The organism is Streptomyces sp. CB09001 (assembly GCF_003369795.1).
Taxonomy (GTDB): domain Bacteria; phylum Actinomycetota; class Actinomycetes; order Streptomycetales; family Streptomycetaceae; genus Streptomyces.
This window is the reverse complement of the sequence record NZ_CP026730.1, coordinates 5,051,788-5,077,404: the sequence shown is the minus strand read 5'-3', so window position 1 is coordinate 5,077,404 and position 25,617 is coordinate 5,051,788. Positions and strand designations below refer to the sequence as shown.

Annotated in this window: 28 protein-coding genes and 1 pseudogene; 11 read left to right on the top strand and 18 right to left on the bottom strand. The window is 67.3% G+C overall.

Annotated elements, in window-relative coordinates; all coding sequences use genetic code 11:
- Window positions 1-319 precede the first annotated feature (319 nt).
- The 8 genes from C4J65_RS23820 to C4J65_RS23785 all read right to left on the bottom strand — a co-directional run bounded on the left by C4J65_RS23820 (window position 320) and on the right by C4J65_RS23785 (window position 5,847).
- Complete coding sequence (locus tag C4J65_RS23820; protein ID WP_115744219.1) at window positions 320-1,708, bottom strand: site-specific integrase; 1,389 nt, start codon at window positions 1,706-1,708, stop codon at window positions 320-322.
- Complete coding sequence (locus C4J65_RS23815) at window positions 1,705-1,917, bottom strand: helix-turn-helix domain-containing protein (protein WP_115744218.1); 213 nt, start codon at window positions 1,915-1,917, stop codon at window positions 1,705-1,707. The genes C4J65_RS23820 and C4J65_RS23815 overlap by 4 nt, the downstream gene beginning before the upstream one ends.
- Entirely contained in the window at window positions 1,907-3,283 is a 1,377-nt protein-coding gene (locus C4J65_RS23810; RefSeq protein ID WP_115744217.1) for a replication initiator, read from the bottom strand. The genes C4J65_RS23815 and C4J65_RS23810 overlap by 11 nt, the downstream gene beginning before the upstream one ends.
- The gene (locus C4J65_RS23805) at window positions 3,280-3,540 is read right to left on the bottom strand and encodes a hypothetical protein (RefSeq protein WP_115744216.1); all 261 of its coding nucleotides are present in this window, start codon (window positions 3,538-3,540) and stop codon (window positions 3,280-3,282) included. Before C4J65_RS23805 ends, C4J65_RS23810 begins: the two co-directional genes overlap by 4 nt.
- A 104-nt stretch (window positions 3,541-3,644) precedes the next feature.
- On the bottom strand, window positions 3,645-3,935 hold the full coding sequence (locus tag C4J65_RS23800) for a hypothetical protein (RefSeq protein ID WP_115744215.1): 291 nt from the start codon (window positions 3,933-3,935) through the stop codon (window positions 3,645-3,647).
- Window positions 3,936-3,970: 35 nt separating this feature from the next.
- Window positions 3,971-4,165, bottom strand: coding sequence for a hypothetical protein (locus tag C4J65_RS23795; RefSeq protein WP_115744214.1), 195 nt, complete (start codon window positions 4,163-4,165; stop codon window positions 3,971-3,973).
- 12 nt (window positions 4,166-4,177) lie between these two features.
- Window positions 4,178-5,497 carry an FtsK/SpoIIIE domain-containing protein gene (locus C4J65_RS23790; protein ID WP_115744213.1) on the bottom strand — a complete coding sequence of 440 codons (1,320 nt, stop codon included), beginning with the start codon at window positions 5,495-5,497 and terminating at the stop codon, window positions 4,178-4,180.
- Window positions 5,497-5,847 (bottom strand): hypothetical protein, encoded by a 351-nt coding sequence (locus C4J65_RS23785; protein WP_115744212.1) that lies wholly within the window; start codon window positions 5,845-5,847, stop codon window positions 5,497-5,499. The genes C4J65_RS23790 and C4J65_RS23785 overlap by 1 nt, the downstream gene beginning before the upstream one ends.
- 165 nt (window positions 5,848-6,012) lie before the next feature.
- On the opposite strand from C4J65_RS23785, the gene C4J65_RS23780 reads away from it, so the two are divergent.
- The 3 genes from C4J65_RS23780 (at window position 6,013) to C4J65_RS23770 (ending at window position 9,444) form a co-directional block, all read left to right on the top strand.
- Window positions 6,013-6,753: a GntR family transcriptional regulator gene (locus C4J65_RS23780; protein WP_115744211.1), complete on the top strand. Its 741-nt coding sequence runs from the start codon at window positions 6,013-6,015 to the stop codon at window positions 6,751-6,753.
- A 396-nt stretch (window positions 6,754-7,149) separates the two neighbouring features.
- Window positions 7,150-8,634: an RNA-directed DNA polymerase gene (locus C4J65_RS23775; RefSeq protein ID WP_162833319.1), complete on the top strand. Its 1,485-nt coding sequence runs from the start codon at window positions 7,150-7,152 to the stop codon at window positions 8,632-8,634.
- Between the two features lie 24 nt (window positions 8,635-8,658).
- Window positions 8,659-9,444 carry a hypothetical protein gene (locus C4J65_RS23770; protein ID WP_240330499.1) on the top strand — a complete coding sequence of 262 codons (786 nt, stop codon included), beginning with the start codon at window positions 8,659-8,661 and terminating at the stop codon, window positions 9,442-9,444.
- An 801-nt stretch (window positions 9,445-10,245) separates the two neighbouring features.
- Here the strand turns inward: C4J65_RS23770 and C4J65_RS23765 are convergent.
- The 4 genes from C4J65_RS23765 to C4J65_RS23750 form a co-directional block, all read right to left on the bottom strand.
- Window positions 10,246-10,593 (bottom strand): hypothetical protein, encoded by a 348-nt coding sequence (locus C4J65_RS23765; RefSeq protein WP_162833318.1) that lies wholly within the window; start codon window positions 10,591-10,593, stop codon window positions 10,246-10,248.
- Window positions 10,594-12,411: 1,818 nt separating this feature from the next.
- Entirely contained in the window at window positions 12,412-12,732 is a 321-nt protein-coding gene (locus tag C4J65_RS23760) for a hypothetical protein (protein ID WP_205351054.1), read from the bottom strand.
- Window positions 12,733-12,736: 4 nt separating this feature from the next.
- Window positions 12,737-13,057, bottom strand: a complete 321-nt coding sequence (locus tag C4J65_RS23755) for a hypothetical protein (protein WP_115744208.1) — start codon at window positions 13,055-13,057, stop codon at window positions 12,737-12,739.
- Window positions 13,057-13,584 carry a bifunctional DNA primase/polymerase gene (locus tag C4J65_RS23750; RefSeq protein ID WP_115746605.1) on the bottom strand — a complete coding sequence of 176 codons (528 nt, stop codon included), beginning with the start codon at window positions 13,582-13,584 and terminating at the stop codon, window positions 13,057-13,059. Before C4J65_RS23750 ends, C4J65_RS23755 begins: the two co-directional genes overlap by 1 nt.
- A gap of 414 nt (window positions 13,585-13,998) precedes the next feature.
- Here C4J65_RS23750 and C4J65_RS23745 point away from each other — a divergent pair, with 414 nt between their 5' ends.
- The gene (locus C4J65_RS23745; protein ID WP_205351053.1) at window positions 13,999-15,243 is read left to right on the top strand and encodes a hypothetical protein; all 1,245 of its coding nucleotides are present in this window, start codon (window positions 13,999-14,001) and stop codon (window positions 15,241-15,243) included.
- A gap of 51 nt (window positions 15,244-15,294) precedes the next feature.
- Here the strand turns inward: C4J65_RS23745 and C4J65_RS23740 are convergent, their stop codons facing one another.
- Both C4J65_RS23740 and C4J65_RS37205 read right to left on the bottom strand, forming a co-directional pair.
- Window positions 15,295-16,224: an aminoglycoside phosphotransferase family protein gene (locus C4J65_RS23740; protein ID WP_115744206.1), complete on the bottom strand. Its 930-nt coding sequence runs from the start codon at window positions 16,222-16,224 to the stop codon at window positions 15,295-15,297.
- 795 nt (window positions 16,225-17,019) lie between these two features.
- Window positions 17,020-17,967 (bottom strand): annotated as a pseudogene (locus C4J65_RS37205) (replication initiator); the annotation flags it as partial.
- A gap of 162 nt (window positions 17,968-18,129) precedes the next feature.
- On the opposite strand from C4J65_RS37205, the gene C4J65_RS23730 reads away from it, so the two are divergent.
- Window positions 18,130-18,393: a CopG family transcriptional regulator gene (locus C4J65_RS23730; protein WP_162833317.1), complete on the top strand. Its 264-nt coding sequence runs from the start codon at window positions 18,130-18,132 to the stop codon at window positions 18,391-18,393.
- Window positions 18,390-18,803, top strand: a complete 414-nt coding sequence (locus C4J65_RS23725; RefSeq protein WP_115744205.1) for a PIN domain-containing protein — start codon at window positions 18,390-18,392, stop codon at window positions 18,801-18,803. Before C4J65_RS23730 ends, C4J65_RS23725 begins: the two co-directional genes overlap by 4 nt.
- Here C4J65_RS23725 and C4J65_RS23720 read toward each other — a convergent pair.
- The gene (locus C4J65_RS23720) at window positions 18,793-19,218 is read right to left on the bottom strand and encodes a helix-turn-helix domain-containing protein (RefSeq protein WP_115744204.1); all 426 of its coding nucleotides are present in this window, start codon (window positions 19,216-19,218) and stop codon (window positions 18,793-18,795) included. The two genes, C4J65_RS23725 and C4J65_RS23720, sit on opposite strands and share 11 nt — an antisense overlap.
- Before the next feature lie 83 nt (window positions 19,219-19,301).
- Here C4J65_RS23720 and C4J65_RS23715 point away from each other — a divergent pair, with 83 nt between their 5' ends.
- Together C4J65_RS23715 and C4J65_RS23710 are read left to right on the top strand one after the other, a co-directional pair.
- Window positions 19,302-19,721: a DUF4440 domain-containing protein gene (locus tag C4J65_RS23715; RefSeq protein ID WP_115744203.1), complete on the top strand. Its 420-nt coding sequence runs from the start codon at window positions 19,302-19,304 to the stop codon at window positions 19,719-19,721.
- A 9-nt stretch (window positions 19,722-19,730) separates the two neighbouring features.
- Window positions 19,731-20,228 carry a DUF523 domain-containing protein gene (locus tag C4J65_RS23710; RefSeq protein WP_115746602.1) on the top strand — a complete coding sequence of 166 codons (498 nt, stop codon included), beginning with the start codon at window positions 19,731-19,733 and terminating at the stop codon, window positions 20,226-20,228.
- A 58-nt stretch (window positions 20,229-20,286) separates the two neighbouring features.
- On the opposite strand, the gene C4J65_RS36795 is transcribed toward C4J65_RS23710, so the two are convergent.
- Window positions 20,287-21,279 carry a hypothetical protein gene (locus C4J65_RS36795; RefSeq protein WP_240330498.1) on the bottom strand — a complete coding sequence of 331 codons (993 nt, stop codon included), beginning with the start codon at window positions 21,277-21,279 and terminating at the stop codon, window positions 20,287-20,289.
- A 420-nt stretch (window positions 21,280-21,699) separates the two neighbouring features.
- Between C4J65_RS36795 and C4J65_RS23700 the strand changes: the two genes are divergently transcribed.
- Together C4J65_RS23700 and C4J65_RS36790 are read left to right on the top strand one after the other, a co-directional pair.
- Window positions 21,700-22,368 carry a papain-like cysteine protease family protein gene (locus C4J65_RS23700; RefSeq protein ID WP_115744202.1) on the top strand — a complete coding sequence of 223 codons (669 nt, stop codon included), beginning with the start codon at window positions 21,700-21,702 and terminating at the stop codon, window positions 22,366-22,368.
- 91 nt (window positions 22,369-22,459) lie between these two features.
- Window positions 22,460-23,326, top strand: coding sequence for a hypothetical protein (locus C4J65_RS36790; RefSeq protein WP_240330497.1), 867 nt, complete (start codon window positions 22,460-22,462; stop codon window positions 23,324-23,326).
- 60 nt (window positions 23,327-23,386) lie between these two features.
- On the opposite strand, the gene C4J65_RS23690 is transcribed toward C4J65_RS36790, so the two are convergent.
- Window positions 23,387-24,067, bottom strand: a complete 681-nt coding sequence (locus C4J65_RS23690) for a nitroreductase family protein (protein WP_115744201.1) — start codon at window positions 24,065-24,067, stop codon at window positions 23,387-23,389.
- Window positions 24,068-24,206: 139 nt separating this feature from the next.
- Between C4J65_RS23690 and C4J65_RS23685 the strand changes: the two genes are divergently transcribed.
- Window positions 24,207-24,701 (top strand): Lrp/AsnC family transcriptional regulator, encoded by a 495-nt coding sequence (locus C4J65_RS23685; RefSeq protein WP_115744200.1) that lies wholly within the window; start codon window positions 24,207-24,209, stop codon window positions 24,699-24,701.
- A 52-nt stretch (window positions 24,702-24,753) separates the two neighbouring features.
- On the opposite strand, the gene C4J65_RS23680 is transcribed toward C4J65_RS23685, so the two are convergent.
- Window positions 24,754-25,593, bottom strand: a complete 840-nt coding sequence (locus tag C4J65_RS23680; RefSeq protein WP_162833316.1) for a patatin-like phospholipase family protein — start codon at window positions 25,591-25,593, stop codon at window positions 24,754-24,756.
- Between the last annotated feature and the right edge of the window lie 24 nt (window positions 25,594-25,617).

Here is a 25,617-nt window from a genome sequence, read left to right as displayed (position 1 = left end):
GAAGGAAAAATTTGATGCGCAAAATTTGGCTTCGAATCGTTAGCGAGGCGTTGAAAAGTGGTGATGGGACACTTCGCCTCGTGTTCTTGATGACCGCAGGTGTCGCATGCGGTGCCGCACTCGTAGGCGTGTTGATTGCGGCAAGGCTTGCAGGGCTCTTCTAGGCGGGTTGCGCCCCGCCATCTCGCGAGGTAATAACGTTATTCGTTCGAGACCTACGCCTGCGGCGGCCTTCCGCCTCGCCGCAGCGGGGCTCTGACCAGATGAAGCCCCGGACGACTGCAGTCCGGGGCTTCCGTCAGCCATTCATGCTCGGGCATCAGTCCGCAGGGCCGTCCCCCTCCCCCAGCCCTCGCATGATCCGGTCGTTCATCTCCTGCTCCTGGCCGTCGATGCACTTGGCGTAGATCTTCAGGAGGACGTCCACCGAGTGGCCCGCGCGAGCGGCGACCTCCGGTGCCGGCACTCCCGAGTTGAGCCACTGGGAGACGCCCGCGTGACGGAGGTCGTACGGTCGGAATGCCATGACCGAGGACACCTGATGCGGGACGAGCGCCAGTTCACGGGCTTGCTTCCAGGCTCGCGAGTACGACGAGGCCGCGATCACGTTGCCCCGCTCACTGGCGAACAGCCGCCCGTCCTCCGCGGTACCGAACTCCTTCAGGTGGTCGCGGAGCAGCCGCACGAGCGGCGGCGGAATCGGCACGATGCGTACCTCGCCCTGGGACCGCTGCTTCAGTCCCCGTCGATCATGCGCTTCGCCCGAGTCGGTCCAAGCCTTACCGGCCGTGGGCCGTGTCTCCGCCAGTTCGATGCGGCCCCAGCCTTTCGCCGGCAGCACGCAGTCGGAGCGGCGAAGGCCGAGCGCCTCGCCCGGCCGCATGGCCGCGTAGTACAGGCACCCGAAGAAGGCCCGCAGGCGTCGACCGCTCGCCCGCTCGTAGCCGCCCACGTAGGTAAGCGCGGTCAGCAGTTCCCGAGCCTGCCGCGGGTTCACCACCACTCGGCGGTCAACCTCCTGCACCGCACGCTTGCCCCGCTTCCGTCGCACTCGGCTCAGCGGATTGGAAGTGATGTGCTCCAGCTCGACCGCGAATTCGAGCGCGTTGAACACCACGGCCCTGCGGCGCCGGTAGGTCTGAGTCGCCGCAGGCTTGCCGTCCAGCCTCCGTCCCAAGCCGTCGATCAGCTCATGCACACGGGCGATCTCTTGCAGCTCTCCCACCGGAAGAGATGCCTTCTCGATCCACCGCACCGCATCTGCGATCTCCTCCGTCCGCTCCCGTTCCCTGCGCGGCACAGGCAGGACGTACGACCGCAGGGTCCGGCGCAGTACCTCCGGAGCAGGTCGCCCCCGTCCCGGCTTGACCAGGACAGGAACGACCGTCGCCAAGGCATCCGTCATGCTGTCCCGCTGCTTCGCGGATGCCTCCGCCCACCGGGCATCGACGTACTTGACCGCCAGGTCGAGGAAGGACAGCGCCGCTCTTCCACCTCGCAGGGAGTCGGGCAGGCCCGTCACCGTGTCGAACGGCTCTCCCTTGTCGAGTGCCCGCACGAGCTTGGCGCGAAAGCGGTCGGCCAGCGCCTTGGTCTTGTACGACTCGCTGAAGGGCCGGCCGCCGACCACCCAGCGCACGATGTAGGTCGGCTTCTTGGTCGTCTTGTTGACCGACAGCTTCCACACGGAAGCCTTGTAGGACTTCACGAGGCCACCCCCTCCGCACGCTCCTCCAACCAGTCGTTGAGCACGTCCCGCCGGACCCTAAGCTCTCCGTTCGGGAGGCGGATGCAGGCCGGTGCGAGCCGCAGTTCCCGCCAGCGGTAGAAGGTGCGGCGCGAGATGCCGCCCAGTTCGTCGAGGACCTGCCGCACGGTGAGCAGCTCGGCCGCCTTCGTTCGGACGTCACGCGCCATGGGAAGCACCGTCCTCCCGTACGGAGGCGGCCAGGAGCGCGGCTTCCGGCGAGTAGCCGCGCCCCGCGTAGCGCCACCTGCCGACCGTGACCGTCGGACGGTCGGCGACGAGGCCGAGGGACGCCCGCTGCTGCTTCGCCCTGTGGTCGGTACGGGCCTGCCGGAGGGCGGTCAGCGTGGTCGAGTAGCGACGGGACTTGGTGGAGAAGTGACCGCCGTACCCGAGCATGTGAGCCCAGCGCCGCAGGCCGAGCGGCTCGAACTCCGGTAAGCCGCCGAGCCACCAGCACGCGCTGATCATGCGGAGCACATGCGCGCGCACCGGCAACACGACCATCTCGCGCGCGTGACGAATACGACCGTCCACCGCGCCGGCGGACTCCGCTCCCTTGGTGGCGTACTTGGCGATGTAACCCGCCACGCTGGACGCGGAGGCAGGCCGCTCCCCCGCGCTCCGTCGGTACGAGGTGACCGGGCGTACGTCGACCTGGGCGCCGAAGCGCAGCACCCGCGGACCGATGACGCCCGCGCCGGGAGCTGCCAGTCTCACCCGACGGACCACGGCTTGAACCGCGTCGACCAGGAGTGGAACGGTCGCCCACCTCGGCGGGGCAGAGTCGGGCCCGTCCGGACCGTCGAGGCGGATCACGGCATGGAAGTGGACCAGGCCCCGCCGCTGGTACTCGGCGACCTTCGCGTACGAGAGTCGGGCGACTTCCCCGAACTCGGTACGGGACAGCCCGGCTCGCCGTGCGACTTCCCGCCTCAGCTCCAGCCCGAACCGGTGCCAGAGCCGACCGGCGAACGCGTGCCAGAGCACCGCCCCCGCGTAGTCGTAGCAGCGCGGGCAGAGAGGCTCGCCTAGTCGAGGATCGTCCGCCGAGTGCCGCTCACGACATCCGGCCGGCGCCCCGTGCGGACAGAGGTCCTCTCCTCGGTGACGAGGGCGACAGGGCCGTACACGTCCGTCGCGTTCACGGCGAGTGTGGACCGGGCCGTACCCGGGGGCGGTGAGCGTGGCGAACACTCGCGGATGACCGCTCACCACCTCCGGGACGTTCTTGCCGCCGACGAGACCCGCACGGACGAGTTGGTACGTGTCGGAGCGATACAGGGCCGAGCAGGCCGGGCAGACAGACGCCCGCCGGTTGCCGCACGCGGTGAGCAGGCGACCGCCGTTGACGTCCGAACCGTAGGAGAGCAGGGCCGCGCCGGTGGTCGTGTCGTAGACCGTTGCCGCACCGACCAAGTGAATCGGGTTGGTGCAGCCGCCGAGGCGGACGACGTTCCGGCGCCATGCCCCGAACTCCGGCTGCGATGCCTTGGCGACGAGTGCGGCGACGCTTTGCGGAAGGGTGGCGGTCATCGGCGACCACCACCGTCGCCGAACGCCTGCCCCATCACGGCCGAGATTCCCTCCGGCCGGGTCTTGGCGCTGAAGCGGAGTGTCGGGTTCGTGAGCCAGACCGCGGCGGCATGCGCCGGGCACAGCCACTGCTCGGTTCCGTCGAGGCCGACGAGGACGATCTGTTCCCGTCCGGCGCAGAGCGAGACCTGTGCGTCACGCTGCCTGAGTTCGCAGTCGGGCAGCGGAGATTTGCGCGAAGGGTGCGCGGTGGACAAAGTGTGAGTGCTCCTTTCACTGCTCATGTGGCGGATGGAGTGGGTTCCTGACGGGGTCGGGTTTGGCGACTTCGCGCCCCGTCGGGAGCCCGTCGTACGGGCGATCACTGCCGCTCCTCGGGAGGAATCCCGACGACGCCGTACGAGATCGGGCCGAAGTCGCGGCGTGCGTCGAAGTAGCCCCGGCCGATCTCCTCCGTCGGCACACCGAGCGGAGACGCGACGGACTGCACGCCGGCACGGCGAGCGGCAGAGCCGAAGGCGTCGACCAGGACGACGACGGACGCGTGACGCGGGACGGCGACAGCCGGATTGGCGGTCAGGAAGTCGACCAGCTCCCGCAGACCGGCCAGGAATGCGGCGCGGTCACCGGAGCGGATGACGTATTCGGACACAGGAAGTCCCCCTGTCTGGTGAGTGCTGGGGTTGTTCAGAAGCGGAGTTGGCCGAGGAAGCCGTTCACGCCGTCGAGGACGCCCTGAACCACGGGCGCGGCGACACTCCGGGAGAGCAGGAAGCCGAAGGCTCCGCAGAGCAGCGCGTCGGCCCACCGCAGGTACCGGATACGCAGGAGGAACCAGATCAGCAGGCCGAGCAACAGAACGGCCGATATGGACACCAGCACGGCAGGCCCCTTTCACGGCGCTTCGACGTGCAGTTCGGACAGGAGGGGAGTCAGGTGTGCGTACTCGGCGGCGACTGCTTCCGCCTCTGCTTCCGTGATCAGGTGGGACCGGGCCCGTTCCCATCCGTCACCGGAGGCGAGGACGGCTGTACCGGCCTGTTCCGGGACGATGGCTTGCGCCGCTTTCAGCGCGTCGGGGTTGAGGTCGCCAAGCGCCATCTCGGCCGTACCAGGGTCGGCCACGCGGTGACACACCCGTCCGCCCAGTTGCGCCCGCAGTGCCGTGACGCCGGGTCCGAGGTCGGAGCCGACGCGCTGACCGGCCACGACAAGGAAGACTCCGAGTGCTGCCCCGAGCTGGGCAAGCCGGATCAGCGCCGTACCGGCCGCATGTGCTTCCTCCTTCTCGTTCCGGCTCGCCACGAGGAAGAGCTCTGCGATCTCGTCGACGATCACGACGACGGGCACCGGGCGTTCCTTGTCGGAGAGGCCCCAGATGTTCCGGACCCGAGCCGCCCGGCAGAGCGTCATCCGGTCGAGGGTCAGGTCGACGAGAGCGGCCAACAGCCGGACGGCCTGCTCTCGGTTCGTCGCGAAGGCGGACAGCCGTGGTTCGTAGAGGGACAGTTCCATGCCGCCCTTGCAGTCGATGCCGACCAGGGCGACGGGTTGCGGGGCGAGACCCGCCACGAGGGCGTTGATCAGGGTCGACTTCCCGGAACGGGTGGCCCCGACGATCAGCCAGTGCGGCACACGTCGCAGGTCGACCACCCACGCAGCCCCGGTCTCCAGGGCTCCCACGGTCACGCGGAGCAGGTGGCCGGACCCTCGCTGCTTCGGCATCCGGGGATCGGCCAACGGGTCGGCCGCCGAGACGACGATCCGCACGATCCCCGGTTTCCAGGCACTCACCCGCACCACATGCACTTGCCAGTTCTCTGCCATGGCAGGAGCGGCCTTGACGAACTGCTCCGGCACCTGGCCCGGCAGCAACCGCACGAGCAGCACGAATCCGCCGGCGGTCGGACGGATGAGCCCTCGCCGAGGCACCCGCGGCTGTGGCGGTGGCGCCCCTTTACCGACGAGTCCGGATACGACGGTCAGCGCCGGCCGACGACTTACAGCGAGCCCGCAACCGGCCATGAGGGGCCGCCAGGTCTGCACGACCCGCAAGGCCCCACTCGGGAAACCGCATAACAGCCACCAGGCCACGGGGTAGCGGCGGCGCAGGGCCGGGCCCGCCAGAAGCAGACCCGACACCAGCACTGCGGCCACGACCAGAACCCAGCTCGGCCAGGTCACACCGGCCGAAGCGGCGGAGGCCAGTTTCATCACTGCCCGGACCCCTTACCCGCCGGAGTGGCGGGAGCGCTCAGGGGCCGGATCTCCACCGCACGGAACGCAACCCCGTGCCGCCCGTCGTTCTCCCACGGCGTGGCGACCAGGTCCCGCACAGCAACCGGCATACCGAGCTGCACACCGGCCGGCTCCCCGGCCACGCTCACGTTCACGACGTCGGCCGACGCTCCCGCCATTAGGCAGAGGCCGACCTGATACACGGTCTTGCCCGTCTCACGGTCGACGCGGAGCTGACCGGTCTCACGGTTGGCGACCCGCGGAGTCGGGGGTACGGCACAGATGATCCCCGTGTACTTCGCGGTGTCGATCGGAAGGCTTGCCACTTTTCGGTTCTCCTCTCTGCTCCCACAGGACCATCCTGCGGGTTGCTAGACCACCCGTAGTACGGGTTGTCAACCGACATGGCCATGAGCGAAGCTGTCCACGAACGTGGACAAGTCGTCTACGAGGACGCACAGCCGAGCAAGCACTGGCCACGGAGGGCCCGCATGCCGCCGAAGAACACGCAGCCGAAGTACCGGCAGATCGCCGACTACCTGCGCGAAGGCATCTTGGACGGCACCTTCGCCGCTGGCCAACCCCTCCCGTCGGAAGAGGCATTGGCCAAGCAGTTCGGCGTGACGCGCCCCACAGTCCGCCAGGGACTCAGCGAGCTACGGGCGTCAGGTCTCGTCGAGGCCATCATGGGCCGAGGCACCTTCGCCCGCTCCCCCCACAGCCGACCCAGCCACACGCGCCCTCGCGGCGTACGCCGCACTCCGGACGGCCGCTACGTCGAGGCCGACGGCATCCGCTGGACGGACGCCGAACCACCGGTAGCCACCCGCACCGACGCCCCGCTAGCCCTGGCGGACCTACTCCGCATCCCGCCGGGCGAGCCGATGTTCACGTACGACGCCCTACAGACCGCGGACCACGGCCACTTGCGCCAACTCCACCGGACCTACGTGCCGTTCTCAGTACTCGTCGACACCAAATACGAGGAAGAGGCACCGCCGCCGGCGCCAGAGCTCTACACCGCGCTGGCCGACCTGCGCCACGAACTCCACTTCACGGAGTACGTACGCACCCGGATGCCCCTGCCGGACCAGGCTCAAGCGCTTCGGCTCGCCGACGGGGTTCCGCTGCTGCACATCATTCGCGTGACTCTCACCGAGTCGGAAATGCCCCTCGCCCTGGAGGAGTTCCACCTTCCTGGCGACGAGCTTGAGCTCTCGTTCAAGCTATAGCACAAGCCGAGTTGGCTCAGACTTTCTCTACGTCATCAAGGCGGCTCGCTCCGCTCACCGCGCGCGGCCCGGGCGCCGGCCGGGCCTGCGCTTCTGTCTCCGCCCCGCTCCAGCCCGGCCAGCGCCCGGGCTGCGCACAGCATGCAACCACCTGATGCCAGAGAAGGGGTACGTCGTAGAGGTGACTGGTCCCCTTCACGGCTCTAGCCACCTCCACGGTCCGAGTCCCGAATCGAGCAAGACTCGGAGGCCCTTTGTGTACATTTCGGCCAGATCCAAAGCTTGTCCGAATCACCAACCAGTGCACAGCCCTCTGATCACGCTCGACCCCAGACCGGGCAAGCCGCCAGCCAAACCCGTTCCGCCATCCTTGGCGTGCCGCGTACTCTTGCAGTCGTGACGGGGAGTCAACTGCGCAGTCGCTTCTTGGATCGCGCCGCGGAGCGCCTGTGGGCTGTCGAAGGCCGACTCGATCTTCCAGACGTGATCAATTTTCGCGACTTGAGGCCATTCTGGAAAGACTATCGCTCCGAAGTGCTGGAACACCTTCACAACACCCAGTACACGCCTAATCATATTGAGCTCGTGGAGCACCCGAAGGACTACATAAGCACTCGCCCACTCGCAAGGCTCTCGGTGCAAGATCGCCTCATATATGAGGCCCTGGCGTTTGAAGTTGCAGAATCTATTGACCCGCTCCTCTCAGATTCGGTGTTTAATCATCGCTCTAGACATCGATCGGTGCATTCAGTCGCGGACTGGAAGCTGATGCGTAAAACCGCGCGCGACTTTCTTTCGGCAGACAAAAATCTACTGATGGCGAAAACCGACATCGCCTCATTTTATGAACACGTTGAAATTGATGTGCTTTCGATGGACCTAGCGGCTTTCGGCGTCGGCGAAGACGTCGTTACACAGCTATGGGGCTTTCTCAATGGTTTCGAGCGCCAGTGTCACACTTGGGGTCTACCACAGGGATCGGCCGCGTCGGGCATTTTGGCCAACGCCTACCTACTCCCGGTTGATAACCTGATCCAGCAGTTCGACATCAGATTCATCCGCTATTCAGATGACATGTATCTGTTCGATTCGAACGAAGAAAAATTGCGCTCGACCCTCCAGCGCATAAATCGAGCCTTCAGGGCTCGACACCTAAACATGTCGGCACCCAAGACAAGAATACTTGCGCGCAAAGATGCCGAGGAACACCTAGACGACATGCGAAAGGATTTGATCCTCTATTTTCTCGGACTAGGAAAGCCGTGGGCAGTAAAGGACCTACAGGACCTATTCCTTTCAGCGGTTAATGCAACACCCCCAAACGAAAGGGACATCAAATTTTCGCTGCCTACCCTAGGTTACAGAAAGGACGACTTCGCTTTTCCCTGGGCTCTAGACAGCATAAAGAGTTGGCACCATCTATCCGCCCGCATACTCCGGTATCTAGAAAGGCTTCCCGATAAGCGTAAAGATCTGCAAGTCACTCTAGAGAAAATACTCGACCAAATCCCAACCGTCGATTACCCATTTTTGGAGCGCAACATATTCGAGACAGCGATTCGCTGCGGCATCCGCTCGGACGTCCTTCGCGCCAAAGCCTGGCTCGCAGTCCGCGACCGCAACAGGAGCAACTATCCACGCGAATTTGCAGCGAGGTACATAGGACGGCTCGGCAACTCGATCGATGGCCAGCTACTGAAAATGGAGTACGAAGGCGAGTCCCATATTGACGTTCGACGCGCCCTACTGGTAGCCATGCACGAAGCCGATTACATGCCTCCCGAGTTGCTCAAAAATCTTGAGAAAGGATCCACGATACTCAAATGGACAGCTAAATATTTGCTTCGGGCACCCGACGAGGTACCCATCCCTAAATTTTAGGCGCTCAACACCCAGGGGGTCCCGGTGGCCAGATTCACACTATACCTCACGCTTTTCTTCATTTGTTTGACGTTTTCCTTTTCCGCCAACGGTTCGGCCGTAGGCAACCTAGCTAGTGGTGCTGCAATCAGCCTTGCAATTCCTGTAGTTGATGGAGTGATCGCAAATCGCATCCATCTGCGCCACCTTTGGTACTCTGTGCGCCATGCCACCAAAGATGTGAGAATTTCTGCGGCTTACCTTTTCAAGGTCAAAGTAGACGGTAAGTATCTACTGATTCAAGGGCGGCGATTTCAGCAACTTCAACCGGTTGGTGGCGTTTACAAGGCATCTTCCTCAGGAAGAGCGTTCCTGGCGCTTATCGGCGCACAAGACGACTCATTGATACCCTTCGACGACCGAAGTGGCAATGACTTGAGAATCCGAATAAAAGGGCGCCAGATTCCCAAATTCTACGCATGGTTCGACTCGCGCGAAGGTCGCGAGGATTCTCCATGGCGTGAATTCTATGAAGAGCTCGTCAGCACAGGCATACTGCCTGCAGAGGAGTTTCCCTTCACTTTTCAGGACTACGTCAAGCGGGAAGTAGATCCGATCAGGTATAGCGAGCATGCCCAATCTTTGGAAATTTTGATTGCAGATGTCTATGAGTTGCTACCCACTCCTGCTCAGGAGGCAGCGCTAAGAATGCTCGCGAATACGGAAAACCCAGAAGTGGCCTGGGTAGCTGAAGAGACAATACGGCGTCGCGGAGTGCTGCCCAACGGGACGACGCTGAACGTGGCCCAGCATGCGCGTCGCCTTATATGAGCGCTGCCTTAAATTTCGGCTTCCATTGGCCGGCCGCGCCCGTCAACTAGGGCGTCCAACCAGCCCATCGGGCCAGAAGCTCACATCCACTGCTCACAATGTCTTGGCATCGGTGAGCGGCACCCGCCCAGTCGTGCCAGATGGTGCGGTGGACCACGCAGCATGGCGGGGAGAAGAACCAACTGATAAAGCTCCGTATCCGCTCTGGGACTTGTCATCTCGGCAGCCACCCATAGGTAACCCAAAATTCCCAAGCTGAGGACTCCGGCCGTCGTCACGGGCCGGCCGTGACCGCTTGTCTGGTTGACGACATACCCCGATAGCGTGGCTGAGGCTGGTGGGGGTGCAGCAAGGCATACGCGTGCGTGGTCGGCTGGCGCACCCGCCATCGTGGCTGACTGTCGTTGGCTGAGGTTCGTGCGACTGCCGTGCCAGATTCAGAGGCTAGCCACTGTAACGGAGTGCCTCCCAATCGAGTTGCCGTGAGTTTGACCGGGTATCGAAGCCCCAGGCCACTGGCCCCACTGCCCAGCCCTTCTCGCCGCATAGCGCCCCTTCCGCAGCGGCCTTGTCACCGTCGGCAGGGATCGTGGACGCGCGGGTGGGTACAAGGATGCGTCGAATCCGCTTCAGAGCAGGAGTGAGACATAAGACGCCCCGCCGGTGAATGTCACACTCCGTGACAACCTCGGGAACAACGGCGGACGAGCGCGAATGTCTGCGGACCGTCAGCGCAAGTGAGAGGCACAGAAGCCCAAGCCACGGCCCCGACCCAACTTGCTTCAGGACGAAGGGGTCGTGCTAGAGCCAGAAAGACATGGCGCCAGCAGAGGTCCCCAGCGCGACTCCTACACCAGCAAGCCATGCCGGGCCACGCAGATCTCCCATCGTCTGCTCCAGGATGAGTCGTTGAGCCCACTCGTGTGTGTAGGTCAGTCGGCCCATGTTGAACTGAGGCTCGCGAACCGCGAACATCGCGGCATCCTTGCTCTCGTATGTTCCCTCAGGTGCCTCGATGATCTCGTCAATCCTGGTGAGATCCCGGACAAGATCCTTGTAGTCCTTGCGGATGGCCAGCCATCCCCATATGACAGCGGCGATGGGCAGGGCCCCACCAGCGGCAGCCATCACAGTCAGTACGACTCTCATGAGCGGACTCTAGGCTGTATCAAGGCTCCCCAGAAGGCTGGATGGGAGAGTTCCCTGTACGGCTATGGGCCGTGCCAGAGAGGCCGAGGCCGACCAATGGAGATCCCTCGCGGATCAGCGCCGTGCTCCCTCTTCAGCAGCGCACCTCAGGGGAGGCGACGAGCGCTCCGTGCTCAGCAGCGCCTGCCTGCGAGCAGACGTTGGTCAGTCCGCACAACTCCGAACTCTCGTGAGTAGTCACCTCCGGTCGGCCCCCTGCCCACGCAGGCTCTGCCAGACTCCATTCATGGGGCATTGCGCTGGGGTGACACGACAGGGACGAGCGTGCGGAAACCCTGCCGGATGGAACGGCTACTGCCATCTGCACGGTGGTGGAAGGCGACGAAGCCGAAGCCCACGTGTCTCTACTCCTCCCCGACTTCCGCGCATGCCGACGCGTCCAGAACCACAGCCGCAACGCAGGCGCAGGGGTTGGTTCTGGTGGCTGAGGTGGCTCTTCATGGGTTGGTTCGAGGCGCTGCGTAACGCGGTAAGCCGACGCTCATGACGGTGCTGGCTGGGCCGTCCCTGGGCCGGCCGAGGCCGCTCACCAGTAGCCTATGACGACCAACGACGACCACCAGGCGCACGAGCCCGCCGCTCTGACCAGCAAAAACGCACCTAAACAAGATCCCTGGCAAGACCCAGAGCAAGAAGACAGGTCTTGTCTCACCCATGAGACGCCGCCGACCTAGGACGTCACAGGTGAGATCCAGCCATAGATCTGCGCCCCATTCACCCCGATTAGCGTGAATGCCACAGCCGGAAAGTGCACACCACGTCCGAGCCGAACTGTGAGTTTCCGCAGGTCCTGGCTCGTTATCAAGTCTGCGCAGATTAAAAAATGTTCCAGGTGAGCCATCCGAGAATCAACCCAGAGCTCATGGCCAATTGAAGTCCCGCGCTAGCGTTCCGAACACGTCGAACGACACACCCCGCAGCACGGATTACCGGTCCGCGCCGCGGGGTGCAGCAGATTTCGAGCTGTTGGAGCAGCTCGTCAACAACCAGTCCTGGAGACTCACTGATGGACCAGCTGGGCACAGAGCCCTATACGGAGCAAGATATTCCGGATAAAGCCAATGTCCAGACGCACCCTACAGGCCAGCACTCCGGGGTCAACCTGGCACTTGGGTGGACAACGGCAGCAGCAGCCGCCATCAGCGCCGTGGCCGCACTGATCGCCTCACTGCGTGGCTAACATCCGCTGTGAAGCTGCGAGTTGGCGGTCAACACTCAAGAAGCGCTAGTGTCGTTACACCCGCCAAGACCCCGCCGGATAATGCATCAGGGGTGCAGCAGGTGGAGTTGACCGCCAACGACTCGTGAGCCGCCGCCAACGGCTCCCGCTGCGGGGAAGGACTGGGGTCCGGCCCGGTCCTCCGCCACCCCTCCAGTTTCGCAGTGCGCCGTGTCCAAGCCTGTGCCTGTCGTCCGAGCGCACCACAAGCGCACCAGATCGGGTGGGAATCAGCGGGGAACCACGGTTAAGGCGCCCGCGCCCGACAACGCTGTTACCTCGGCCATTCGCACAGATCAGTGCCCGGTCCGGGGCTCAAATGATCGCAGCTTCCCAAGCTGATGTCTCCGATCGGTCTGCAGTTCGTCCGGGCTGCGGCGCTGGGGCGCCGGTCCCGGCCGAGCGGCAGACCGACCTAGTGTGTCGGGATAGCGATGGGCCCCATACGGCACCACTCGCAGAAGGTTGCCGTATGGGGCCCAGCACAGTTGACCGCGGGAGCACGCTCAGACCATGGTCAACCGTGTTCAGGGAGCGGATCAGGCCGCAGGTGTTTCCCGGCGAGTGGTCGGTGACGTTCCGGCCGCCACGCCACTCAGCTCTGCTTGCAGTCCTGCCGCGATCAGGCCCGCGAGCAGTTCGGCCGCTTCAGGCCGGACTGTCCCGAGGTGCACCAGTCCGTCACCGGCGACGTTCACGTCCGCCACCAGGCCGGGGAAGTCGGAGTCGAGCCCGAGTAGCACAAGCTGATCGGCCAGGGTGCCGGCGCCTCGTCGGGCGCGGTTCCAGCCGCGGACGTAGGGCACGTCAGGAGCTAAGTTCTCCGCCCGTTTGGCCACCACTCCTCGCCGGTCGGTCATCGTGTCAGTTCCTTCCCTTGTGTTCTTGGACGGTGGTTGGGGCAGGGTCGGTGCTGGCGCGGTCTCTGCCGAAGCCGCTCGCCAGCGCCAGGCGGAGGAGTTCTGCGAGGCGTTCGGCCGTCTCGGGCGACACCCGACCCAGCTCGACGAGGCCATGTCCAAAGGCGTTCAACTCGGCGCGCAGGTAGGGGAAGTCCTTCTCCAGGCCCGCGCGTACGAGGGTGTCTCGCAACGCGGTGGTCGCGTTTCGGGCCGCGTACCAGCCGTCACTGTCGAGGGGCGACCACGCGGCAGCGTCCCGGCCGTCGGTCGGCTCGTTCGGCATCAGCGGTCTGTCTCCTCGGGAAGGGCAGCGACAGCCTCGTACGGGGTCGGGTACAGCTCGTCGAAGCGATCGATCCTGGCGAGGAGTTCTCCGGACGCGACCAGCGCGGTTGCGAGGGCGACCGGGCGTAGGGGGTTTGCCTCCGGTCGGCGCGTGGGGGCGCGGAGCCACTGGTAACGGTCGTCGGACAGAGGAGTGGGGCCGGGGACGACGACCGCACTGCCGTCGCCGAGGTAGCGGAACGGCGGTGGAGACGACGTTTCCCGTCCGAGGTAGAACGTGAAGGTCTCGCGGCTGTCCGAGCCGAGGAAGAACCCGACCCGTTGGGCCTTGCGATCGGCGACCGACGGCCCGAAAGGCATTCCGCTGCGCTGGAGACGGTCGAACATCTCCAGCCCGAGACGCTCTTCCACGCTCAGCACGTCGAAGAGGCGGCCGGTCGGCACCAGACTGGGCCTGCGGGGATCGTCCGCCCAGATCTCCCGGCGCAGGGCCGGGTCGTCCGTTGCTTCGGACAGCCATTCCATGCCGCGCCTGGTCATCCTTTGCACGTCGTCTCACCCTCAGTCGGAGTACCTTGCGGCCCCATGCCGCCGTGCCTCCAGACTCATGGCCCGGTACGTGGCCTGGGCAGATGACGAGGGGTGACGGGGGATGACTCATCCACACACGTCACGTCATCCCCCGTCAGGTCGGCAGGTGCAAACGATCTCCGGTTACTGCCTGCAAGAAGCGATCACCAGCGCGTACATTCGGTCGAACAGGTCGAGTTGCCACGCCGGCGCATGCGCACGGGAGTGAAGGGTCACGTCTCCATGAAGCCGACCAGTGTCCGCTTACGAGAGGCTCGCACCAGTCGGGGCTGGAGCCAGCCGCGACTGGTCAGGGAACTGCGTCGGGCAGCCGGGCAACGTGGGCATCAGTTGCCATCGGACACCAGCGTGAAGCGCCGCATTGCCAGTTGGGAGAACGACCACAGCTCGCCCGACGACTTCTATGGTCCGCTGCTCTGCGAGGTCTTTGCGGTGGGTGCGGCGGAGCTAGGTCTGAGTGTCGGAGAAGCGAAGGACGCTCCTGTACTCGACGCTGCGTATCCCGCCAGCCCGGACGACGCCATTCAGACGGTCAGCCAACTGTGGCGTGCGGATCTCAACCAGTACGACCCTCTGATCTCGGCGGAGCCGTCCGAACCAGCTTGGAACGAGGCTTCCTTGCGGTGGCTGGTCGCGCCGGAGCCGGGCATCCCTCGGCCACGCAGCGAGGGAACACGCGTCGGTCTCCGTGACGTGACCGCCGTCAAGACCACAGCCGACATGTTCGCTCAGCTCGACGACCAGTTCGGCGGAGACCACGCGCGGCACTCGGTGATCCAGTACCTCAGCAACGACGTGGCGCCACTGCTGCGCGGCCGGTACACCGAGCAGGTAGGCCGAGCCCTCTTCTCCACCGTCGCGGAAGCCACCCTGCTGGCCGGCTGGATGTCGTACGACGCCTGTCACCATGGGCTCGCCCAACGGTATTTTCTCCAGGCACTCCGACTTGCCCAGGACGCCAACGACCGCCGGTTGGCGGGCAGCATCCTGTCAGCGATGAGTCATCAGGCAACGTTCCTGGGGCGGTACACCCAGGCCGCCACTCTCGCCCGTGCGGCGCTCATGGGCATTTCCGCCGTGGCGACGCCGACGTTGCGGGCTCAGTTCCATGCGATGGAAGCCCGCGCCCTCGCCCGTACCGGTGATGTCGCTGCCTGCGAGGCTTCGCTGAGCGCTGCGACCAGGGCCCTTGAGAGCCGGAACAGCGGAGACGAGCCGGAGTGGATCAGCTACTTCGACGCTGCGGAGCTTGCCGCGGAGGCCGCGCACTGCTTCCGTGACGTCAACAGGGCTCGCCATGCGGTAACCCATGCCGAGAACGCGATGAGCGGCAGTCACGTGCGCAGCGACTTCTTCGCGACCATGGTCCTCGCCGACGCCCACCTACGAGCCGGGGACGTCGAAGAGGCGTGCCGCGTGGCCCTCGATGCGCTTGACCTGGGGGAACAGCTCAAGTCGGCCCGGTGCGTCAGTTACCTCGCCGAGTTCGGGCAGAACCTCTCCCGGGTGGAAAGCACAGCCACCCAGGACTTCCATCAGGTAGCCGCAGAGCACCGGCTGTGGCAGGCGACGGGCAGAGTGGCCAGCGTCTGAAGAGACGCTGGCCAGCAGGCAGGCAGTCACCCACCGGACCGACAACGACTCTCAGAAGGGCCGCCAGTCCTTCCGGCTTCCGCCCGTCCGCAGAGCGCGTAGACGCCGGCCGAATTCATCCGCGGAGCGCTCGCTGGTAGCGACCTGGTGGCCGAGCCACGCCACCATCATCAGCTCTCGCAGGTCGGCCAAGGTTTCGTAGCCAGGCCAGTTCATCAGGTCGAAGCCGTACCGGTGGACGAACTCCGCGTACTCCGCTTTCGAGTGCCAGCCGTAGCGGTCGTAGTAGAGCGCCGTCAGGATCAGGTCCCACTCGCGTGGGGCGAGTGTGAGGCCGTCCAGGTCGATGAAGACCGCGTGGCCGTCCCGGTGGCGGAGGACGTTCCCGATGTTGGCGTCTCCGTGGATCATCCCGAAGGGGAGACCGAAGTCCAGGCGGTCGTAATCCTTGGCGAGCCCAGCCGCTCGCGCCTCCAGAAACTCGCGGTCCTCCCCCGCGATGCCGTCCAGTCCTTCGAGGGACGCCGTCAGCTTGGCCAGCGGATCGAAGTACGGCAGGCCGAGGGACTCCGGCTCTTCGAGCCAGTGGAGGCGGCGCAGCAGGTCGGCCAGTTCGCCGACGGTGGCGTACTCCTCGTTCTCCTGGACGCTCTCCCAGAAGGTCACCACTCGGCCGCCGACGACGAGCGGCTGAGCAACCCGCGTCGGTACCCGCGTGGCCGGGAAGTTCTCGGTCTCCAGCCAGCGTGCCACCTTCACCGCCCGGTCCATCTCCACGCGTACCGACGGATCGCGTGCGATGCGCACGACGATGGGTGACATGGGCAGGCGGTACACCGCGTTCGACCCCAGGCGCAGCAACTCGGCTCCACTGGAGTCGAGTCCGGCCGACGAGCAGGCCTCTCGAAGGACGGGGGCCAGTGTCTCCGCGGTGAACTCCGCGCTGTTGCCGCCTGCTCCCCCGCTGCTGCCCGAGATCATGCTTCGACGATACGGCCCGGACCCACCGCCTGACAGGTCGCCCGCGCAATAGGAGCGTGATGATCTTGCTCAGGCTTCAGCCGCAAGAAGGCTCCGCCGCAGGTCAGGGCGCGGAGCGCCGCTCGTGCTCACCTGGCCTCCGGAGCCGTGTGCGCAGGTTCGAATCCTGCCGGGGGCACCTTGGATTAGGTGCCCAAAGACCCCGCCACCAGCGGAAACGCTGGAGTCGGGGTCTTCGCGTATGTGCAGGCAGATGCAGCCCGGAGCGGCCGTATGTCGGCGTCTGTGGACGAGACGTGGACGGGATCTTGGAGCATCGCCGCAGGTGAAGAACTGGAACGGCGACGGCCCACCAATGGCACGGGGCCCCCGGCGGGTGGCGGCCGCGGAAAGACCGCGCGAGTGAAGGTGCGGCCGTCGGGTTGAACTGAAGCGGCCGACGGACGCATGCAGCAGCCAACCCGCGTGCCCCATATGGCCGTTCGTCTGACAAAACGCCGAACTAGCAGGTTCGCGACGTTAGACTCCCGAGCGAAGGCGGCGAGCCACGGACGATGCGGAGGACAAAGAATGAGCGCGAGCGGGACCCGCACTTGCTCTTGGTGCGGCGAGGGAGGACACGACAGACGGTCGTGCGACGTCTCTCCCAACGCGGGGAAGTGCAGCGTGTGTGACTATCACGGGCATGACAAACGTAACTGCCCGCGCAAGTGAGGGCGCATCACCGCAGGTAAGGACCAAAACGAGGAAGGCCCCAGACGATAGCCTGGGGCCTCAGTGTTGGGGCAGGGCGTCTCACTCGTATTCGCGCAACAGATCCTCGATACGCCTGTTAGCGACGTCCTGCCGTCCATCAAGACACTTCGCATAGCGGGTCAGCAGGACCTCGACGCTGTTGCCGGCGCGCTCGGCGACCTCGGTCGGGTCGACGCCGGCGTTGAGCCACGTCGACAGCGGCGAGTGCCGGAGGTAGTACGGCCGACTCGCGAGCGGCGAGGCTGCGACGGCCGGCGGAATCGCGAGGAGCCGGGCCTCCTGCCACACCCGGTAGTAGGTCGAGGACGGGACGACCGAGCCCTTCTCACTGAAGAACAGCCGCCCGCCGTCCGCCGTGCCGAAGGTGACCAGGTGCTCGCGGAGCACGGCGACGAGGTGCGGCGGGATGGGCACCCGTCGGACATCTTCGGTCGGCCGGTTCTTCAGCCCGCGGTCGTCGTGGGTCTCGCCCGAGTCCGTCCGCTGCTTTCCGACAGACGGGCGAGTTCGGTGGAGCGGGGCCGAGCCCCAGCCGTGTTGTGCCAGCTCGGCGAGGAAGCGGATCAGCCGGTCGAGGGTGCCCGCCGCCGTCTCGGCGCCTTTGGTGGCGTACTTGGCGACGTACGCCGCTACGGCGCGCTCGGTCAGGTCCTGGCCGTTGTCGAAGTCGGCAGAGCGGATCGTACGGACGTCGAGCTGTCGACCGAAGACGAAGGTGTGCGGCCGGCCGTCGGCCTCTGGGCCGTCGACGCGAGCGGCAGCGGCGGCAGCGCGGATGGCGTCGGTCAGCAGCTCGGCCGTCGCCCAGGCCGGGGGCGCGGTCTCGCCGCCTTCCGGGCCGTCGAGGCGGATGACCGAGTGGAAGTGAACGGCGCCACGCTTCTGGTACTCGGCCACCTTGGCGAAGGAGACGCGCGCATGGTCGCGGAAGGCCCGCTGGGTGAGACCGGCCCGCTTGGCGACCTCCCGGCGAAGGTAGATCGAGAAGTCAGGAATAGGCTCCTGACCTGCATATGTACAGGTAAGGGGCCCTATTTGCATGGGTCAATGCAGCAACTGCCGATCTGGCAAGTACGCCTCCTTTTGCGGCATCGCTCCGACCTGGTTCCATACCGCTCGCCTGGGAGGATGACGGGTAGGATAGATGGCATGAGTGAGCCTACCGGCAAGTACTCGATCACCATGCCGCGCGACATCGCAGAAGCCGCCAAGGCCCGTAGTGGGCCCTCTGGGCTGTCCGCCTACGTGGCCGCGGCCGTGGCCCGTCAGATCGAACGGGACAACCTCAACGAACTGATCACCGTCGCCGAGGCCGAGCACGGACCCGTCTCGGACGAGGAGGTCCAGGCCCTGCGCGATCAGCTCGCCCAGGCACGACGCGTGCAGGCACAGCACAGGTCGAGCGCGGCGTGAGCCGGTCCCCCGCGGTTCCCGGCGGCACCCTCGTCCTCGACAGCGAAGGACTGGCCAAGGCCGTCCTGCGCGATCGCGCGGTCACCGGCTGGCTCGCTCTTGCTCGCGCCGACGACCTCCGAGTGATCACGTCGGCGGCCACCCTGGTCGAAGTGGTCCACCCGCGCATCAACCGCCCTGCCCTGGAATGGACCCTCTCCCGCTTGGTCATCGAACCGATCACCGAGCCGATCGCCCGCCACGCCGCCGCCCTCCTCGCCGACGCCGGCCTTCACGGCCACCAGTACGCCATCGACGCCATGCTCACCGCCACCGCCCTGGCCTCGCCAGGGCCGGTCACCGTCCTCACCTCCGATCCAGAGGACCTCGCTGCCCTCTGCGGCGGACGCGCGACCGTGATCAAGATCTAACCGTTCCGGCGGTCCGGCTCTGCTGGGTGGGTGGAGTGCCGTTGGCCGGGAGCGGGGTCTGCGTTCCCCAGTCCCACAAGGCCTGGAGGACGGGGCCCAGGCGGTTGCCGGTCGGGGTGAGGGTGTAGTGGACGCGTGGGGGCCAGGCGGGGTGGCGGTGGCGTTCGACGACTCCGGTCCTGGTGAGCTGGGCCAGGCGGTCGGACAGCACCTTGTCCGAGAGGGCGGGCAGGGCGGCGCGCAGTTCGCTGTAGGAGCGGTCGCCGCGCAGCAGTTCGCGGATCACCAGCGTCGTCCAGCGGCCTTGGAGGGCCGCCAGGGTGATCTCCACCGGGCACTCGGGAGTGGGTGCGGTGACGTCGGCGCGCGGGTCGTCGGGGAGTCCTGACGGGTGACCAACCGTTCGGTGAGTCACGGGATCGCCTCCTAGCGTGGGATCGCCTCCTGGCGTGGGGGCAATGAGTCGATTGTCCCGGTGCGGAAGGAAGTCTGTCGATCATGCGAGAGCTGGCCGATCGGCCCGAAGAGGTGCCCGCGGTGTTCGCCGAGCGGTTCAACAGCGGTGACGCCGACGCTTTGGCGCAGGTCTACGAGGACGCGGCCGTGCTGGTTCCGCAGCCGGGGGCACCGGTGACCGGGGCGGAGCTGGATGTCGCGAACGGCCGGTTGCAGGGGCTTGGCGTGCCCATTTCGGTTCGGCCGCGGCATGTGTATCGCCGTGGGGAGCTGGCGCTGCTGATCGTCGACTGGGTCATCGACGGGGTCGGACGGGAGGGGGAGGCCGTGCACGTCGAAGGTACTGCCACCGATGTCGCTCGGCGGGGTTCGGACGGCCGTTGGCGGTATGTCATCGACAATCCCTTCGGCACCCTGGTGCTCGGGGAGGAGCCACGCCCGCCGGGTGGGTCCGGGTCGTAGCCTGGCGTGGTGGAGCGGATTCTGGTGAGTGCCTGTCTGTTGGGCAGGCGGGTGCGTTATGACGGGGGTGCCAAGCCGGTCGGTGACGAAGTCGTCGCGCGGTGGCGGAGCGAGGGGCGGGTGGTCGTCTTCTGTCCGGAGGTGTCCGGGGGGTTGCCCGTGCCGCGGCCGGCGGCGGAGATCGTGGGCGGTGACGGTGACGGTGTTCTGGACGGAGTCGCCCGGGTGCTCACCGAGTCGGGCGAGGACGTCAGCCGGCAGTTCGTTCTCGGTGCCCGGCTTGCGCTGGACGCGGCTCGTGCGGCCGGGGTCCGCGTGGCGTTGTTGAAGGAGTCCAGCCCCTCCTGCGGCTCGCTCCGCGTCTATGACGGGCGGTTCGCGGGGACACGGGTGCCGGGTCACGGCGTGACCACCGCGCTGTTGAGGCGGGCGGGGGTGCGGGTGTTCGGCGAGGGGCAGGTTGCCGAGGCGGCTGCATGCCTTCGTGAGCTCGAAACACCTGGCTGAGCTGAAAGTTCCAACACCTCGCGCTGACCAACCTCCCGCAACGTCCGGTGCCTCGAGATCAGTCCCACTCCCACGCCAGGCCCACGATGCCCGGACTGGCGTCCTGTTCCGCCAGGTGGGCGCTGTGGTAGCCGTTGAGGGGGATCGGTGTGACGTGGTGGCGGGGGGCGTGGGCGGAGCGGCGGGTGAAGCGGTAGCAGCGGACGGGGAGGGCCGGTGGGTCGAAGTAGACCTGGAGGAGGTAGTGGCCCACCGGGTAGCGGAAGCCCCGGGTGTACTCGGTGCACTCGCCGCCGGTGCCGTCGGTGATGCGGTAACGGAAGGGCTGGGTCTCGCCGAGGGACAGGGGGCGGTCGAAGACCAGCTCGACGGCGAGGAGGGAGGCCGCCTGGTCGCTGCGTACGCGGCCCAGGCGGCAGTTGTCCAGGGGGTCGATCCGTACCCGGGTCATGTCGCAGCCGGGGTCGCCCTCGTAGAGGGAGACGTATCGGTCGACGTTGCCCCGGTGCGCGCGTACGAGTTGCTGGACCTCGCGGCGCCACAGTTCACGGCGGGGGCCGAGGTGGACCTGCTCCGACTGGCTCACCGTGTGGAGGCGGTCCTCGGTGGGGCAGTCGAGTTGGTCCAGCAGGTGGAGGACCGCTGTGTCCGAGCCGATCAGCTCCTGGTAGCGGCGGGCCGCCCGGGTCGTGGTGCCCGTGCCGCCGCCGTGGGGCGGCTCCAGCAGGCGGACCAGGGCGCCAGGGGCGATGTCCAGGATGTGTTCGAGTGCCCTGATCACCTGTACCGACTCGGGCCTTGCCGGTACCCGTTCCCCGCGTTGCCAGTAGCTGAGGCTGGTCACGCTGACCTGGAGGCCCCGCTCGGCCAGGTGGTGGCGGATGCGGTGCAGGGCGAGGCCGCGGCGTCGGACGGCCGTGCGCAGGGCCAGGTGGAAGGGGCCGGTGCGCAGGGCCTCGGCCAGGGCATCGGTCAGGGCGTCGTCCGGTGGGTCGCCCTGTACGGCGCCGCCGACTGCGCCTGCGCCGCCGGGATGCGTATCGGTACGCATCACTTCTTCACCTCCGCCGGTGGTCGGTCCCGTGTGCTTCGAGTGGATGTTCACACAGGCGGCGGTCGAAGGCACCGGGTCGGACGGGACGATTCCACGGCCGGTGCGCGGAGGGTCCGCGGGCGGTCGGCGGGCGATGCGGGCGGGGCTGGGCAGGCGGGGTCGCGGTGCCGTCCGGTCCGCCTCGTGCGGCGTTCACGGGTGTTCACACCGGGTTCACCGCTGAACCGGCCGATTTTGCTCGCACCTTGAATGACCGGACGCGCGGTCCGATTCTCGACCCACTCCCCCGGCCGGTCCCGGCGGTCCCGGCCCCCTGGTGCCCGGGTCTCGTCGTTCTCCCCTGGACCGGCCGGTGGCTCGTCAGGTGAACGGCCGTATCGGCTTCGGTCGTTCACCGCCCCCACAAGGAGGCCATCCATGCGCTTGTCCCTGTCCCCACGGAGACGGCGACGGTGGGCCGTCGCGCTCGCACTCTCCGCGAGCGCCGGGCTGCTCACCCCCTCGGTGGCGTCGGCGGCGTCTGCACCGTCCGGCCACGCGGCGCAGCCGACCACCCTCGCTCGCTCGGCGGTCGGCGGCGGCAGCAGCAGCAGCCAGGCCGAGTGGACCTGGCGTCGGCTGAACATCTCGATGCAGGCCCAGCAGTTGAGCAACTGGTGCTGGGCCGCGACGGGCGACACCGTCGCGGAGTACTACGGCCACGACTACTCGCAGAACCAGTTCTGCAACCTCGCCTTCGGCCGGGCCGTGAACAGCTCCTGCCCCAACTGGCAGGCCACCCTCGGCAACGACCGGCGGGCATTCGACTCGATGGGCATCAACCCGGGCCGGTACGTCGACGGCTACCTGAACTACGACACGATCACGCGGGAGATAGACGCCGACCGCCCGGTGATGTCGCGGATCCAGTGGCAGTCCGGCGGCGGTCACATGCTGACCGTGTACGGCTACGACGTCAGCAAGAACTGGGTGTACTGGGGCGATCCCTGGCCGTCGAGCAACCGCTACAACTGGGCCGCCTACGGCTACTACGTCAACAACGGCTCCTTCTTCTGGACCCACTCCCTCTATGGCATCGGAGCGTGAGCCCGGCATGCGACCCCAACTCCGACTCCGACCCCAACCCCGACTCCGACTCCGACTCCGACACACCGTCCTGCTGATCGCGCTTCCCGGCGTGGCCCTTCTCGGGCCGAGTCCGGCGGCCGGCGCCGCACCCGCCGGCGCCGGCACCACGGCCACCGCCGGCCGGACAGGCCCCTCCGGCAGCCCCGTGGTGGCCGACGCCCCCACCGCGGCGCAACTGTCCGACGCCCACCGGGCCGCCGGGTCCGCGGCCACCCTGCGGGTCCTGGAGACCTTCTTCGCCCGCGACGGCCTCCCGCCGGGCCGGAAGGGCAGACTCGGCCCCGCCCAGGAGTCCACCGCCGCCGAGGCCGCCGACCCGCGCCTGGTCGGCGAGACCGTGCCGGTGTACTCGCTCAACCCGGAGTTCGTCACCGCGGCCTCGGCCGGTCGGACCCCGGTGGCCACGATGGAGTTCGCCGCGTCCAAGGCGGTCGACGCCGACGGCGACACCGCCTCGGTGTGGACGGCCCGGGTCGCCGGGAAGTGGCAGGTGGTCAACATCGCCACCGGGAGCGACGAGACCGACTACGCGGCCCGCGCCGACGCCGGTTCGGTCGTCTTCCGGGAGCCCCAGCTGAACGCCTGGTACCGGGTGGCCGACGGCCGGGTGGTCCCACTGAACGAGGAGGCCCGCGCCTCCGTCGGCGCCGGGGGCACCGGCCTGGCGCGCTACCAGCGCCTGGTGCACCAGCGGTACGCCGACAAGATGCCGGGGTCCGCCTACGACGAGCGCGGTTACGCCGGCGGGTACGACACGGGGGCTGAGCGGGCGCGGGTCGCCGCGGACGCCCGTACCGCCGACTCGGGGCCGCCGGACACCGTGCCGGTCGCCGCCGGGGTGGGAGCGGGCGCCCTCGCCGTCGCCGGAGTGGCCGGTGGGCTGTTGGTCCGCCGGCGGCGGCTCGCCGGGAGGTGAACCGGACCTGAGCCGACGGCCTCCACGGCCCCCGACGGCGTCCACTGCGGTCGGGGGCCGTCAGCGCGGGGGCTCGGTGATCGCCTCCGCCAGGGGCTTTCGGGCCAGGTCCGGGACCTCGCAGTCGGGCGCCGCGTAGCCGACGGGGAAGAGGATGTAGGGGCGTTCGTTGCCGGGGCGTTCGCAGATCCTGGTGAGGAAGGCCATCGGGTTGGGCGTGTGGGTGAGGGTGCTCAGGCCCATCGCGTGCAGTGCGGTGATGAAGAGGCCGCAGGCGATGCCCACGCTCTCGTTCACGTAGTAGTTCTTGCGCAGCGAACCGTCCGGCATCGCGGTGCTCTTCTCGGCGAAGCAGACCACGATCCACGGTACGACGTCGAGGAAGCCCTTGTCGGAGTCCGTTTCGAGGCGGGCGAGCGCGGCGCGCCACTCGGGCGGAATGCGCCCGCCCTCGTAGTTGACCCGTTCCTCCTCCTCGGCGGCGACCCGGATGCGGTGCTTGGTCGCGGCGTCGCCGATCACGGCGAACTTCCACGGCTGGAAGTGGGCGCCGGAGGGTGCGGTGTTGGCCGCGGCGACGGCGAGGTCGACGCACTCGCGCGGGACCGGCTCGTCGCTGAAGAACCGCACGCTGCGCCTGCGGTCGACGAACGACACGAAGTCCCGCCCCCGCCGGATCATTTCGGCCTCGTCGTACCGGTCGGGGCGGTAGGGGACGAACGGATGCGTGTGCTGCCTCACGGAACGGGTCTCCTCCTGGACGGGAGCACATAGGGTGGGACGGGGAGTGCCCAATGGGCAACAGAGGCATCCGTCGACTGTCGATTTGGCAGCAGAAACGGGTTCGGACTGCCCTTCGGGTGGCAGATCGGCAGGTGCAGTGGCACGACAGGGGCTCGACCAGCTCGACGGCCGGATGCTGCGGCTGCTCCGGGAGCGTCCGCGTGAGGGCCTGCTGGAGATCGCCCGCCGGCTCGGCGTCGCCCGCGGCACCTTGCAGGCCCGGCTCGACCGGCTGACCGGCTCCGGCGTGGTGACCGGCTACGGACCGGACATGGACGTCGCCGCCCTCGGGCACGTGGTCCAGGCGTTCACGACGTTCGAGGTGGACCAGCCCGCCCGCGAGGCCATCGCGGCGCGCCTGCGGGCCGTTCCGCAGATCCTGGAGGCGCACGTCGTGACCGGTCCCGGCGACATCTGGTGCCGTATCGCGGGCACGAGCAACCAGCACGTGCAGCAGGTGATCGACCACGTGCTCGAGGTTCCGGGGGTGCGGCGCAGCACGACGGTCATCGGCCTGAGCACGGTCGTCCCGTACCGCGTCCAGCCCTTGGTCGACGAGGTGTCCGGCCTTTCGGAGCCACGCCTGGGCTGACTCCGCGGTTCCTCGGGTCCGTCGGGTCTCTCGGGAAGCCGGCCTGCCGCGTTCAGCCCTTCCAGATCTCCCCGATGCGTCCCGCGTGGGCCGCGCCCTGGCGCCGGCCCGCCCGCGCCGCGCCGGGGATGCGGGAGGCGTCCAGGGCGTTGCGGCCGAAGGCGCGGCGGGCCTCCCGGTCGGGGGTCAGCAGGGCGACCCGGGCCCCGCGCGAGGCGAGGGTCTCGGCCTGGGTCCGTGCGCTCGGGCTCGCTCCCGCGCCCTTGGGGATCGGGGCCAGTACGACGACGCGCGCGCAGTCGTCGACCAGGTCGGCGTTGGTCGTGGAGCGGACGCCGCCGTCCATCCAGCGGCCCGGACCGATGCCGATCGGCGGGAAGAGGGGCGGCAGTGCGCAGGTCGCCGACATGGCGTGCAGCAGGTCTACGCCGCTGTCGGCGTCGAAGGCGGTCGGTTCGCCGGTGAGCGCGTCGACGGCGAACATCCGGACGGTCCTGTCCGGCCAGTCCCGGACGGGCAGTTGGGCGCCGATGGCGTCGAAGACCGCGGTCTGCGGCACGCCGCGTACGGAGAGCGCCAGCCGGCCGAGGCGCCTGACCACCGTCTCCGGGTCGCGCGAGCCCAGCGCGGCCCACAGGTACCTGACCGTCATGCCGAGCGTGAACTCCACGTCCAGCATGGCGCGTTCACGGTTGAGCTGCTCCTTGTAGAGGTCGGCCGGGGCCGAACCCCTGGCCAGGTCAAGCGCCAGCAGCGAGCCCGCCGACGTGCCCGCGAGGACATCGGCGTCGGTGAGGTCCACCCCGGCGTCGGCCAGTCCCGCCAGGACGCCGATCTGCCATCCGTACGCGGTCAGGCCGCCCCCGCCGAGCACCAGCGCCGTATCCGCCACGTCCACCCCTCTCACACTGGGGAC